The sequence below is a fragment of the Ensifer sp. Root127 genome (assembly GCF_001425225.1).
GTDB lineage: Bacteria > Pseudomonadota > Alphaproteobacteria > Rhizobiales > Rhizobiaceae > Ensifer > Ensifer canadensis.
The window spans coordinates 109,147-122,252 of the sequence record NZ_LMDX01000002.1 but is presented as its reverse complement, the minus strand read 5'-3'; the positions used below and the strand labels follow the sequence as shown (position 1 = coordinate 122,252).

Genomic DNA, 13,106 nt, shown 5'->3' with positions numbered 1-13,106 from the left:
AGAGGACCAATCAGAAGGCGGAGCGATCCGCCTTCTTTTTTGCCTGCTCGATCATCGGCAGCGCCTGGGCGTAGCTGACGCAGGCGACATCAGGCTTGCTGCAGACCTCGGTCAGCAGCCGGTCGAGCGCGCGCCAGTAGGCGCCGCCATTCATCTCGACGAAATGGAAGCCGAGCTGCAGCGGGATGCGGTTGCCGGCATATTCCTTGTCGAAGGCTTGTCTGTAGGCCTCGTAGGTGCGCGCTTCGAAGGTGGCGCTGTCCTTCTTGTTTTCGATACCCATGGAATGGCGCACGAACAGATTGTAGTCCATGCCGATCACCGGCCGCTTGGACGGCCCTTCCGGGATCAGCGGCAGGCCGAAGCGCGGCAGACCGTCCTTCTCCATCGGCCAGCCCGGCCCCTTGGTCACCAGGCTCGCGTCATAGGTAAAGACCGATGCCTTCAGGGCTGGCAGCAGGCCGTCGCTCAGCGACAGGTAGGGCGCACGGAAACCCTTGATGCCGGTGCGGGCAAATTCCGCCCAGCCTTGCGGCTCGGCATCCGGCCTGTCGGCCTTCTTCCAGGCATCGCGCAGGGCGATGTCGAATGTCGAGAATTCGCTTTGCCAATCGGCCTTCGTCCAGCCCTTGCCGTCGAAATGGCCGCAGGCGTGGCTGGCAATGTCGTGACCGTCGAGATGGGCCTGCCAGATGTGACCGGCGCGGGCCGCGATTTCCTCTCGGCTCTGGGCAAAGCCGACATTGGAACGACCCGGTTTCAGCCCCGGCGGTCTGTAGCTCTGCTTGCCGTCGGCGCGCGTCATCAGGAACGTGCAGGAGAGGAAATAGGTGAAATGCGCATTGGTGCGCTTGGCCATCGCCAGGCTTTTCTCCCACAGCGCGTTGTCATGCGCCCCATCGAAAGACACGATGACGAGCTGCTTGTCCTTGGCAGGAACGGTCGGTGCGGCCATATCGGGCGTGGGTTCGGCAGCCGCGACGAGGGCAGGGCAAAGGGCGAGGGAAAGGGCAATAAATGTTCGGATCATGATATCTGCGACGATTTGCGTATGCCGTCCCTTTATCCAGGAATGCGGCAATCCTTTGATCTGTCTGGAAATTTCTGTGCACTCCGGCTATGTCGATAGCCGACAGAACAATAATGAAGGACGGGTGACGACATGGCGCTACTGATATTGGGTATCGTGATCTTCTTGGGCATCCATCTCGTTCGCAGCTTTGCACCCGGCCTGCGCGCATCGGTGATATCGAGCAGCGGCACCGGCGCCTGGCATGCGATCCACGGTATCTGTGCGCTTGTTGGCCTCGGTCTGATTGCCTATGGCTTCGATCAGGCGCGCGCCACCACCGGCATGCTCTATACGCCCCCGGTCTTTCTTGCACACATCGCGCTGACCCTGATGCTGATCGCCAGCATCTGTCTTGTGGCCGCCTATCTGCCCCCGGGCAAGATCCGCGCGGCCACAAAACATCCGGCGATCCTCGCAATCAAGATCTGGGCACTTGCCCACCTGCTTGCCAATGGCGAGACGTCGTCGGTGCTGCTCTTCGGCACCTTCCTCGTCTGGGCGGTGATCCTGCGCATTTCGATGAAAAAGCGCTGGCGCGCCGGCGAAATCACCTATCCGGCGTTCGTTTCCTATCGCTACGACCTCATCGCCATCGTGCTTGGTGCGGCCCTTTATGGCGTGATTGTGTGGAAGTTGCACGAACTGGTGATCGGTGTTTCGCCTATGGTTGTCGGCTAAATAACGCGCGCCCCCTTACAACAGCCGCAAAATCGGGTAGAAGGCGCAAAATCCTAATAGCGTGCAGGGAAGGCCGAGAGGCCGGGGCAATCGATGGCGAACCAAGACGACAGCTTTATCCGCGAGGTGAATGAAGAACTGCGTTCGGACCAGATGAAGAACATCTGGGCCCGTTTCGGCAGCGTCATCGTGGCGATTGCCGTGCTCATCGTTCTCGGAACCATCGGCAAGGTCGGCTACGACTACTGGCGTGACAACGCGTCGTCGAAGTCCGGCGACGAGTTCCTCCAGGCGCTGAACCTCGCCAAGGAAAACAAGGCCGACGAGGCGCTGGCCGCCCTCAACAACTTGCAGAAGGACGGCTATGGCGCCTATCCGGTGCTGGCTCGCCTTCGTGCGGCGACGCTGCAGGCCGAGAAGGGCGAGACCGATGCCGCCATCAAGGCGTTCTCGGAGATCGGCAAAGACACCAGCCTGCCTGAGGCGCTTCGCGACGCCGCCCGCCTGCGCGCCGCCTATCTGCTGGTCGATACCGGCACCTATGACCAGGTTTCGGCCGAAGTCGAACAACTGGCCGTGCCGCAGAACAATATGCGCCACTCGGCCCGTGAGGCGCTTGGCCTTGCTGCCTACAAGGCCGGCGATACCGCCAAGGCGAAGAGCTGGTTCCAACAGATCGTCGATGATCCCCAGAGCCCGCGCAATGTTGCAGGCCGGGCGCAGATGCTGCTCGACGTGATTGCCGCGAGCGGCAAAGCCTAAGCGCATATCCCTGAAGGCCGGCACCGGCCTTTGGAAAGGATATGTTGATTTTCAAAGTGTTGGAGCGCTGTATGTCTTGACGACGTGCAGCGCTTCAGGACGGAAACGGATACGTTCATGAGTTTCACCGTCGCCATCATCGGGCGCCCCAATGTCGGCAAGTCCACCTTGTTCAATCGTCTGGTTGGCAAGAAGCTGGCGCTCGTCGACGATACGCCGGGTGTCACCCGTGACCGCCGTCCGGGCGATGCCAAGCTCATCGACTTGCGCTTCCGCATCATCGATACCGCCGGCCTGGAACAGTCCGCACCCGACAGCCTTCAGGGCCGCATGTGGGCGCAGACCGAAGCCGCGATCGACGAGGCCGACCTGTCGCTGTTCGTGGTCGACGCCAAAGGGGGCCTGACGCCGGCCGACAACACACTTGCCGAGATGCTGCGTCGGCGCGGCAAGCCGGTCGTGCTCGTCGCCAACAAGTCCGAGGCCCGCGGTTCCGACGGCGGCTTCTATGACGCCTTCACGCTCGGTCTTGGCGATCCTTGCCCGATCTCGGCCGAACATGGCCAGGGCATGCTCGATCTGCGCGACGCGATCGTCGCTGCGATCGGCGAAGACCGTGCCTATCCTCAGGAAGACGACGTTGCCGAGACCGATATCGACCTGCGCCCGACCACCGGCGAAGCGGCGGAAGAGGACGACGAGGCCGAGCCTGCCTATGACGAGACCAAGCCGCTGCGCGTGGCGATCGTCGGCCGGCCGAATGCCGGCAAGTCGACACTGATCAACCGCTTCCTCGGTGAAGACCGGCTTTTGACCGGGCCGGAAGCCGGCATCACCCGTGATTCGATTTCGGTCGAATGGGACTGGCGCGGCCGCACCATCAAGATGTTCGACACCGCGGGCATGCGTCGCAAGGCCAGGGTGCAGGAGAAGCTGGAGAAGCTTTCGGTCGCCGATGCGCTGCGCGCCATCCGCTTTGCCGAAACGGTGGTCATCGTCTTCGACGCGACCATTCCGTTCGAAAAGCAGGACCTGCAGATCGTCGATCTCATCATTCGCGAAGGCCGGGCCGCCGTGCTTGCCTTCAACAAATGGGATCTGGTCGAGGACTGGCAGGCCGTGCTTGCCGATCTTCGCGAAAAGACCGAGCGGCTGTTGCCGCAGGCGCGCGGCATTCGCGCCATACCGATCTCCGGCCATACCGGCTACGGCCTCGACCGCCTGATGCAGGCGATCATCGACACCGACAAGACCTGGAACCGCCGTATCTCGACGGCGCGTCTCAACCGCTGGCTCGATTCCCAGCAGGTGCAGCATCCGCCACCGGCTGTCTCCGGCCGCCGCCTGAAGCTGAAATACATGACGCAGGTGAAGGCCCGCCCGCCGGGCTTCATGATCTCGTGCACGCGGCCCGACGCGCTGCCGGAATCCTATACCCGCTACTTGATCAATGGCTTGCGCAACGATTTCGACCTGCCGGGCGTGCCGATCCGCATCCACTATCGCGCGTCGGAAAATCCCTTCGAGAATAAGCGCAAGAAGCGCTGAGCCATCGGCGGCAGCGTCTGTGTCTTTGCAGCCCCTCGCGTCGATTTTGACGCGCAAGGGATGCTATCATGCCCAAAATCCGCAAGCGGCGGTCGGCTGCGGCGATGCCTCAGTCGACGAGCTTGTTCTTGTCGACCAGCGCGCCGTGATGGCCGATGACGCCGGCAGCGATGCGGGCGGCAAAGGCTGCAGATTCACTCGGCGTGTCGCCCGTGACGAGACGCGAGAGGAAGGCACCGTTGAAGCTGTCGCCGGCGCTGGTGGTGTCGACCACGCGCTCGACCGGCGTTGCCGGGACGTGGCTTGCTTCTGATCCCTCGAACGCCAGCGTCACACCCTTTTCCCCGTCCTTGACGACCACGTCGGCGACACCCAGCGCCTTGTAGCGCTCGATCGTCGCCTTGATCGAGCCGTCACCGAAATGCGTGACCTCGTCGTCGAAGCTCGGCATCACCAGGCTGGCGGCACGGGCGCCATCCGTCAGTGTCTGGCGCATGCGCTCGGCGTCGTCCCAAAGGCGAGGACGGATATTGGGGTCGAAGACGACGCGTTTACCCGCGGCCTTGGCGCGGCGCAGTTCGGCAAGCAGCGTTTCCACCGCCTCGGGCGCCAGGATCGCAAGGGTAATGCCGGAAAACAGGATGAGATCGGCGCCCTCGATGGCGCGGCGCAGATGCTCTGGGTCATCGGCGAGAAGTCTCGCTGCTGAAGCCGAGCGCCAATAGGAGAAGCTACGCTCGCCGTCCTTCAGATGGATCATGTAGAGGCCCGGCGTGCGACCCTCGATTTTGCGGACGGCCGCCGTGTCGATGCCCTTCTCGGCCATGAAGGCGAGCATTTCGTCGGAAACCGTGTCGGTGCCGACGGCAGAGCAATAGGCGACGGACCAGTCGATCGGCAGGAACAGGTGTGCATAATAGGCGGCGTTGAAGGTGTCGCCGGCATAGCTTTTGCGCAACAGGCCGCCCTCGGCCTGCATCAGTTCGACCATGCACTCCCCGATCGAAAGCATCGTTCCCGCCAACGTCTTCTCTCCCTTTGGTTTTTGCCGTGCTGACGGGATAAGGTTCAAGACCGGTCTCGGCAAGAGTTGTTTTTAGGGCGCTTGAGATTTGAGCGATGACTTGGCTGCCCTCCGGCGTTTACTCCCGCGCCGGGCGCGGTTACATCTTGGCGCACAGATCGGTTTCACGGGGGCAGGGCATGGCGTCTCAGCAGGTTTCGGGTGACGATTGGTGGCGCGGCGCTGTGATCTATCAGGTCTATCCGCGCTCGTTTCAGGATACCGATGATGATGGCATCGGCGACTTGAAGGGCGTCACGCGGCGGCTCGGCCACATCGCCTCGCTCGGCGTCGACGCCATCTGGCTGTCGCCCTTCTTCACCTCGCCGCAAGCCGACATGGGCTACGACGTCTCGGATTATTGCGACGTCGACCCGATGTTCGGCACGCTTGCCGATTTCGACGCGATGCTGGCGGAGGCGCACCGCCTCGGCCTCAGGGTGATCATCGATCAGGTGATTTCGCATTCATCCGACCGCCATCCCTGGTTCGTCGAAAGCCGGACCAGCCGCGAGAATCCGAAGGCAGACTGGTATGTCTGGGCCGATCCGAAGCCTGATGGCACCGCGCCCAACAACTGGCTTTCGATCTTCGGCGGACCGGCCTGGGAGTGGGACGGGGTGCGCAAGCAATATTACATGCACAACTTCCTTGCCTCGCAGCCGGACCTCAATTTCCACAATTCTGATGTTCAGGATGCAGTGCTGGATGCAGCGCGCTTCTGGCTCGACCGTGGCGTCGACGGTTTCCGGCTCGATACCGTGAACTTCTATTTCCACGACCGCCATCTCAGGGACAATCCGCCGCTGGTGCCGGATCCGGATGCGACGAGCAATGATGCGCCCGACGTCAATCCCTACGGCATGCAGGATCACCTCTACGACAAGAGCCAACCGGAAAACGTCGCCTTTCTCCAGCGGTTCCGGGCCTTGCTCGATGGTTATGGCGGCCGAACGACGGTCGGCGAAGTGGGGGACGGCGCGCGATCGTTGAAGACCGTGGCCGCCTATACCAGCGGCGGCGACAAGCTGCACATGTGTTATACCTTCGATCTGCTCGGCCCGGATTTCACTGCAGGTCATATCCGCCGCTGCGTCGACAATTTCCAGAAGGCTGTCACCGACGGCTGGGTGTGCTGGGCTTTTTCCAACCACGACGTCATGCGCCATGTCAGCCGCTTTGCGCGAAGCGATGCGGAACGGGAAGTGGTCGCAAAGCTGGCAATCACGCTTCTGGCGACCTTGCGTGGCTCGATCTGCCTCTACCAGGGCGAAGAGTTGGGTTTGACGGAAGCGGATCTTGCCTTCGAGGATTTACGCGATCCCTATGGCATCCGCTTCTGGCCGTCGTTCAAGGGGAGGGATGGCTGCCGCACGCCGATGGTGTGGGAGGCGGCCGCCAGGCATGCCGGGTTCTCCGTCGGAAAACCGTGGCTGCCGGTGCCGACAGAGCAGGCCCGCCTGGCGGTCGATACGCAGGAGGCTGGCGCTGGCACGGTGCTCAACCATTATCGCGCCATGCTGGCTTTTCGCCGGTCGCATGCGGCCCTGCACGATGGTGACATGTCGTTCATCGAGAGCAACCGCGACCTGCTGGCATTCATCCGCGAGAAGGATGGCGAGCGGCTGCTCTTCGTCTTCAACCTGACGCGCGTGCCGCAGGAATTTCTCGTTTCCGACGCGGCGATGGAAGGCGTGCCGTTGCCGGGTCAATCGGTGCGGGTCGCCGGCGGCGTGCTGAAACTCGATGCTCTGAGTGCCTATTGCGGGAAGCTCTGATGCGTGTGTTGCTAATGGACGGGGAGATGGTCGGCCGCTGGCTGGAGATGCGGCTTGCGCTCTGGTCCGACACGCCGGCCGCCGTGCACCGCGACGAGATCGATAGCAGTCTGGCTGCAGCCGAGCGACAGGCCGCGTTTCTTTGCGAGGACGATGCCGGTGTCGCGGTAGGCTTCGCCGAAGTGTCGCTACGCACCGACTACGTCAACGGCTGCGAGACATCGCCTGTTGCCTTCCTCGAAGGCATCTATGTGCTTCCGGGCTATCGCCGCCATGTCGTTGCGCGGGCGCTGATTACCGCGGCGGAACGCTGGGCGATCAGTCGCGGCTGCCGCGAGCTTGCATCCGACACCGATATCGACAATCTGGAAAGCCATGGCCTGCATATGGCGCTCGGCTTCGAGGAAACCGAACGCGTCGTCTATTTCCGCAAAGAGCTGTCGGTCGCCGCGGATAACTGAGCGAGCCGCGCTTCAGCCGATCAGCATGAACTTGTCGACGTCGACGAGGCCGCGGTCTGATATCTTCAGGTGCGGGATTACCGGTAGCGGCAGGAAGGCAAGTTGCAGGAATGGCTCTTCCAGCGTGGCGCCCAGCGCAAATGCCGCCTGGCGCAGATGGTGCAGGGTGTCGCGCACGGATTCGTGCGGTTCCAGGCTCATCAGGCCCGCGACCGGAAGCGCGATCTCGCCGGTGAGCTTGCCATCCTCGACGACGACGAAGCCGCCCTTGATCTCGCCAAGGCGATTGGCGGCGGTCGCCATGTCCTCGACGTTGACGCCGACGACGCAGATGTTGTGGCTGTCATGGCCGACCGTCGAGGCGATCGCGCCCTTCTTCAGGCCAAACCCCTGTACGAAGCCGTTGGCGTGGTTGCCGTTGACGCCGTGGCGCTCGATCACCGCCACCTTGATGATGTCGCGACCGAGGTCGACGCCGGTCTCGTTGCCATCCGCGGGCAGCCGGTAGCGGCGGTGCTCGGTGATGATCTTGCCCGGCAGGACGCCGATGACGGATGTCTCGCTGTCGGAGTAGGGCACGCCGAAGTCGCTGGCATTGACATGGCCGGCCTTGACGCTGTCGAGGCCGACGGGGGCGACCGGCTTGCGGGTGGCAAACAGTGCGTCGGTGACGCGGCGGCCGCCGGAAAAGACCATCTGCGCCCGGCAGCTTTCGAGACTGTCGACGACGACGAGGTCGGCGCGCCAGCCGGGGGCCACAAGGCCGCGGTCGCGAAGGCCGAAGGCGCGCGCGGCCGAGATCGAGGCGGCGCGATAGATCGCCAGCGGCTCGACGCCGGCGGCGATCGCGGTGCGGATCATGTGGTCGAGGTGGCCCTGCTCGGCGATATCGAGCGGATTGCGATCGTCGGTGCAGAGCGCCAGATAGGGCGAAAGCCGCTCGGTAATGATTGGCATCAGCGCGTGCAGGTCCTTGGAGACGGAACCTTCGCGCACCAGGATATGCATGCCCTTGCGGATCTTCTCCATCGCCTCGTCCGCGGTGGTGCACTCATGTTCCGTGCGGATGCCGGCCGAGAGATAGCCGTTGAGGTCCTTGCCGCGCAGCAGCGGCGCGTGCCCGTCGATGTGCCCACCCTGGAACGCCTCGAGCTTGGCGAGGCATACCGGATCCTTGTGGATGACGCCGGGGAAATTCATGAACTCGGCAAGGCCGATCACCTTCGGATGATCCCGGAAGGGCAGCAATCTTTCGATCGGCAGGTCGGCGCCCGCGGTCTCCAGATGCGTCGCCGGCACGCAGGACGACAGTTGCACGCGGATATCCATGATGGTTTCGAGAGCGGAATCGAGAAAGAACTGGATGCCCTCGGTGCCGAGCACGTTGGCGATCTCGTGTGGGTCGCAGATAACTGTGGTGATGCCGAGCGGCAGCACGCAGCGATCGAACTCATGCGGGGTGACGAGCGAGGATTCGATGTGCAGATGCGTATCGATGAAGCCGGGAACGACGATGCGGCCGGAGATATCGATCTCCTCGCGTCCCTCATAATCGCCATAGGTGCCAACGATGCGGCCGGCCGATATGGCGATATCGGAGGCGATCAGTTCACCCGTCACCAGATCGAAGAAGCGCCCGCCCTTGAGCACGATGTCGGCCGGCTCGCGGCCGACGCCCTGGTCGATCATTCGTTCCAAAGCCCTAGACATCTCTGCACCCCTCACTTCAGACCCGTAGATAAGATTAACCCTCTCCCCGTTGCCGGGGAAAGGGCCCTATTCGCAGATGGACGACGCAATCAGATATTGTTGACGAGAACGTCGCGAAGCTTGTCGAACAGCTCGTCGATCTCTGCCTTGGAGATGATCAGCGGCGGCGACAGCGCGATGATGTCGCCGGTGGTGCGGATCAAAAGGCCCTTTTCGTAGGCCTTCAGGAAGGCATTGAAGGCGCGCTTGGTCGGTTCGCCGGCGATCGGCTGCAGTTCGATCGCGCCGATCAGGCCGACATTGCGGATGTCGATGACATTAGGGCAATCCTTGAGGGAATGTAGGCCGTCTTCCCAATAGGAGGCAAGCTCGGCGGCGCGTGTCAACAGGCCCTCTTCCTTGTAGGTGTCGAGGGTGCCAAGCGCTGCAGCCGAGGCGATCGGGTTGCCGGAATAAGTGTAGCCGTGGAAAAACTCGATCAGGTGTTCCGGGCCGTTCATGAAGGCGTCATGGATTTCCGAGGTCACGAACACCGCGCCCATCGGGATCACGCCGTTGGTCAGCCCCTTCGCGGTGGTGATGATATCCGGCGTCACGTCGAAATACTGCGCGGCGAACGGCGTGCCGAGGCGGCCGAAGCCGGTGATGACCTCATCAAAGATCAGCAGGATGCCGTGCTTGGTGCAGATATCGCGCAGCTTCTTGAGATAGCCCTTCGGCGGGATCAGCACGCCGGTCGAACCTGCAACCGGCTCGACGATGACGGCAGCGATCGTCGAGGCATCGTGCAGGGTGACGATGCGCTCAAGCTCGGTCGCCAGATCTCCGCCATGCTCGGGCTCGCCACGGGTAAAGGCGTTCTGGGCCGGCAGGTGCGTGTGCGGCATGTGGTCGACGCCGGTCAGGAGCGTGCCGAACATCTTGCGGTTGGAGACGATGCCGCCGACCGAGATGCCGCCGAAATTGACGCCGTGATAGCCGCGCTCGCGGCCGATCAGGCGGAAGCGCGAGCCGTCGCCCTTGGCACGGTGATAGGCGAGCGCCACTTTCAGCGCGGTCTCGACCGATTCAGAGCCGGAATTGGTGTAGAGAACGTGGTTCATGCCCTCAGGCGCGATATCGACCAGGCGGTTCGCCAGTTCGAAGGCTTTTGGATGTCCGAGCTGGAAGGCCGGCGCATAGTCGAGTTCGCCTGCCTGTTCGCGGATCGCCTCGGTGATCTTCGGGCGACAATGGCCGGCATTGACGCACCAGAGACCCGCCGTGCCGTCGAGGACCGTGCGACCGTCATGCGTCGTATAGTGCATGTCCTTCGCGCCGACGAAGAGGCGCGGTTCCTTCTTGAACTGCCGGTTGGCAGTGAACGGCATCCAGAAGGCGCGCAGGTCGTTCGGCGTGGTGTTGAGGCGGTTCGACATTCCAGTTCTCCTCGGCATGGTCCCGTGTCGGGCGATCGCGCCCGCTTGGATTCTTTTACCCTTTGGTCAAACTATCAGGGCGCCGGTTCGGGTCAAGTCTGGAGCGCCGGCGCGTTATCGCTCAGGGCGCGCCCCGGAATTCGAGTGCGGTATATTCCGCTGGTGGCAAATGCCCGCCTATCCGAGGCGTCCCAAGAGTGGGAATTTCCGTTATCGGCTCAGACGTTTTCTCAAGTTTAACCTGTTTGCGTCAACGCTACCGCGCCGTGTATCGCCGGATCCATGGCAGTGTTTCCCGCCGTCCCCCGACGGTGCGGTCCGGTGGCGAAAGATGCGGAGTGGCGAGACAGTGTCGAGGTTGGGGATAGCGCCGGCGGCCATTGCCGTCCTCTTTCTGCCAGGCATGGCCGCGGCCGCCGACCTGATCGTCGACGGACGCTTCGAGCAAGGCCGGGACACTTTTTGGGCCGGGGAAGGCGTGGCTCTGACCCGGAGCGGAAGGCAGCTTTGTGCCGACGTTTCGGCGGGCGGTGACACCTGGGACAGGCTCATTGGTGTCAACGGGTTGAAACTCGAGCCCGGCCTTCACTACAGGCTCTCGCTGTCGACCGCGGCTGATCCTGCCCGTGCCGTGTCCGCCCGCATCCAGCGTGGCGCCGAGCCCTGGACGGTGCAGAGCGAGTTCAGCATCGCAGGCGCGCCGGAGCGTGCGCCGTTTTCGGCAGATTTCATGGCCTCCGAAGAGGATGAGGCCCAACTGATTTTCCCGCTCGGCGGCGCTGAAAAATCCTGGCGCTTCTGCATCGATGACTTGTCCTTGGTGGAGATCGAGGCCTCTGCTGGTGCGGCCAGCCGAGCGAACCAGGGGCCGGCCATTCGGGTGAACCAGCTCGGCTATTTCACCGATGGTCCAAAGCGGGCAACGGTGATCTCCGATGCGCGCCGCGCCATTTCCTTCCAACTGATCGATGCAGGCGATGCCGTCGTCGGCGAGGGGACAACGCGACCGAGCGGGTTTGATCCGTCCGCCGGCGTCAGGACGCACGTGGCGGACTTTTCCGCCTATGCCGTTCCCGGCAACGGGTACCGACTGGTCTCCGGTGACTGGACTAGCGATCGCTTTTCGATCTCTGACGATCTCTATGGCCGCCTGCGCGTAGACGCGCTCTCCTGGTTCTACCCGCAGCGCAGCGGTATCCAGATCCGCGGCGATATCGCCGGCAAGGCCTATGCCAGGCCGGCTGGGCATATCGGCGTCGCGCCGAACGAGGGCGACCAATCAGTCGGCTGCTTGACTGGCGACGAGGCCAAGGCGCTCTATGGCGACTGGTCCTGCTCCTATCGTCTCGACGTTTCCGGCGGCTGGTACGATGCCGGCGATCACGGCAAATACGCGGTCAACGGTGCGGTCTCGGTCGCGCAGCTGCTGGCGACATTCGAGCGCGGCCGTGTCTTTGGCGGTGCTGCCTCGCCCGTCCTCGGCGATCGGCTTTCGCACATTCCCGAAAGCGGCAACGGCATTCCCGATCTGCTCGACGAGGCGCGATGGGAGCTGCAGTTCCTGCTTGCAATGATGGTGCCGGACGGTGAGCCGCTTGCCGGGATGGTGCACCACAAGATCCATGACACAGAGTGGTCGTCGCCGCCGATGCTGCCAAGCGAGGATCCGAAACCGCGGGCGCTGCACCGGCCCTCGACGGCGGCGACCTTCGATGTGGCGGCCGTTGCCGCGCAGGCCTCGCGGCTGTTCGCGAAGGACAACCCGACCTTTGCCGCAACGCTGCTTTCGGCAGCGCGCAAGGCATGGGTGGCGGCCAATGCCAATCCGGTCCTGCTCGCGCCGAAATCCGACGGCAATTCGGGCGGCGGCGATTACGATGACGACGACGCGTCGGACGAACTCTATTGGGCCGCGGCAGAACTGTTCCTGACAACCGGAGAGGCGACGTACCTCGATGCGCTGCGCGCTTCTCCGCACTGGTCCGGCGATGTGCTGCCGTCGACCGGCGCGTTCCACTGGCGCAATGTTGCCGGTTTCGCCCGGCTGCAGCTGGCGCTCTACGGCGTAGCCCTGCCCAAGGCCGAACTCGACATGGTGCGAAGTTCGGTTCTGACGGCCGCGCGGACATTCCTGTCGCTGCAGGCAGCGGAACCGTTCGGGCAGATCTACCGCCCGGCGAACCACCAGTACGACTGGGGATCGAACCAATTGATCCTGCAAAACATCATCGTCCTGTCGACGGCCTTCGACCTTTCGGGCGACAAGGCCTTCCTCAATGCCGCGCGCGAAAGCATGGATTACATTCTCGGCCGCAATGCCATGGCGATGTCCTACATTACAGGTTATGGCGCGCGCTCGCCCGAGAACCAGCACAGCCGCTGGTACGCGCACCAGGTGGACCCGACCCTGCCCAATCCGCCGGTTGGCTCGCTTGCCGGCGGGCCGAATTCGACGCCGGTGGATGCGATCGCCAAGCAGCGGCTGCAGGGCTGTGCGCCGCAGACCTGCTATGCCGACGATATCGAGGCTTATGGCTCCAATGAGATCACCATCAACTGGAATGCGCCGCTCGTCTATGTCGCGTCGTTCCTTGCCGACGCACGCTAGGGGGCTGC

General features: G+C 63.1%; 10 protein-coding genes. 6 read left to right on the top strand and 4 right to left on the bottom strand.

Features of this window, described 5'->3' with window-relative positions:
- Positions 1–10 precede the first annotated feature (10 nt).
- Positions 11–1,030 carry a polysaccharide deacetylase gene (locus tag ASD03_RS07325; protein WP_025428003.1) on the bottom strand — a complete coding sequence of 340 codons (1,020 nt, stop codon included), beginning with the start codon at positions 1,028–1,030 and terminating at the stop codon, positions 11–13.
- Between the two features lie 132 nt (positions 1,031–1,162).
- On the opposite strand from ASD03_RS07325, the gene ASD03_RS07320 reads away from it, so the two are divergent.
- From ASD03_RS07320 to der, 3 genes are all read left to right on the top strand, one after another.
- A complete protein-coding gene (locus ASD03_RS07320) occupies positions 1,163–1,750 on the top strand; it encodes an NnrU family protein (protein WP_057205760.1) in 588 nt (195 codons plus the stop codon).
- 93 nt (positions 1,751–1,843) lie between these two features.
- A complete protein-coding gene (locus ASD03_RS07315) occupies positions 1,844–2,512 on the top strand; it encodes a tetratricopeptide repeat protein (protein ID WP_057205758.1) in 669 nt (222 codons plus the stop codon).
- 117 nt (positions 2,513–2,629) lie between these two features.
- Positions 2,630–4,060 carry a ribosome biogenesis GTPase Der gene (der, locus tag ASD03_RS07310; RefSeq protein ID WP_025428000.1) on the top strand — a complete coding sequence of 477 codons (1,431 nt, stop codon included), beginning with the start codon at positions 2,630–2,632 and terminating at the stop codon, positions 4,058–4,060.
- Positions 4,061–4,169: 109 nt separating this feature from the next.
- Here der and ASD03_RS07305 read toward each other — a convergent pair whose 3' ends face one another.
- The gene (locus ASD03_RS07305; protein ID WP_057212591.1) at positions 4,170–5,084 is read right to left on the bottom strand and encodes a sugar kinase; all 915 of its coding nucleotides are present in this window, start codon (positions 5,082–5,084) and stop codon (positions 4,170–4,172) included.
- Positions 5,085–5,263: 179 nt separating this feature from the next.
- Here ASD03_RS07305 and ASD03_RS07300 point away from each other — a divergent pair, with 179 nt between their 5' ends.
- Positions 5,264–6,901, top strand: a complete 1,638-nt coding sequence (locus tag ASD03_RS07300; RefSeq protein ID WP_025427998.1) for an alpha-glucosidase family protein — start codon at positions 5,264–5,266, stop codon at positions 6,899–6,901.
- Positions 6,901–7,362: an aminoglycoside 6'-N-acetyltransferase gene (aac(6'), locus tag ASD03_RS07295; RefSeq protein ID WP_025427997.1), complete on the top strand. Its 462-nt coding sequence runs from the start codon at positions 6,901–6,903 to the stop codon at positions 7,360–7,362. The genes ASD03_RS07300 and aac(6') overlap by 1 nt, the downstream gene beginning before the upstream one ends.
- A gap of 12 nt (positions 7,363–7,374) precedes the next feature.
- Here aac(6') and ade read toward each other — a convergent pair whose 3' ends face one another.
- Complete coding sequence (gene ade / locus ASD03_RS07290) at positions 7,375–9,072, bottom strand: adenine deaminase (RefSeq protein WP_025427996.1); 1,698 nt, start codon at positions 9,070–9,072, stop codon at positions 7,375–7,377.
- Between the two features lie 89 nt (positions 9,073–9,161).
- Positions 9,162–10,490: an aspartate aminotransferase family protein gene (locus tag ASD03_RS07285; protein WP_025427995.1), complete on the bottom strand. Its 1,329-nt coding sequence runs from the start codon at positions 10,488–10,490 to the stop codon at positions 9,162–9,164.
- A 349-nt stretch (positions 10,491–10,839) separates the two neighbouring features.
- Here ASD03_RS07285 and ASD03_RS07280 point away from each other — a divergent pair, with 349 nt between their 5' ends.
- Positions 10,840–13,098: a glycoside hydrolase family 9 protein gene (locus tag ASD03_RS07280; RefSeq protein ID WP_239637558.1), complete on the top strand. Its 2,259-nt coding sequence runs from the start codon at positions 10,840–10,842 to the stop codon at positions 13,096–13,098.
- Positions 13,099–13,106 lie beyond the last annotated feature (8 nt).

What these genes read in the sequence shown, in the direction of transcription:
- ASD03_RS07325 (WP_025428003.1), bottom strand. Translation starts at nt 1,030, where the DNA reads ATGATCCGAACATTTATTGCCCTTTCCCTCGCCCTTTGCCCTGCCCTC.
- ASD03_RS07320 (WP_057205760.1), top strand. Translation starts at nt 1,163, where the DNA reads ATGGCGCTACTGATATTGGGTATCGTGATCTTCTTGGGCATCCATCTC.
- ASD03_RS07315 (WP_057205758.1), top strand. Translation starts at nt 1,844, where the DNA reads ATGGCGAACCAAGACGACAGCTTTATCCGCGAGGTGAATGAAGAACTG.
- der (WP_025428000.1), top strand. Translation starts at nt 2,630, where the DNA reads ATGAGTTTCACCGTCGCCATCATCGGGCGCCCCAATGTCGGCAAGTCC.
- ASD03_RS07300 (WP_025427998.1), top strand. Translation starts at nt 5,264, where the DNA reads ATGGCGTCTCAGCAGGTTTCGGGTGACGATTGGTGGCGCGGCGCTGTG.
- ade (WP_025427996.1), bottom strand. Translation starts at nt 9,072, where the DNA reads ATGTCTAGGGCTTTGGAACGAATGATCGACCAGGGCGTCGGCCGCGAG.
- ASD03_RS07285 (WP_025427995.1), bottom strand. Translation starts at nt 10,490, where the DNA reads ATGTCGAACCGCCTCAACACCACGCCGAACGACCTGCGCGCCTTCTGG.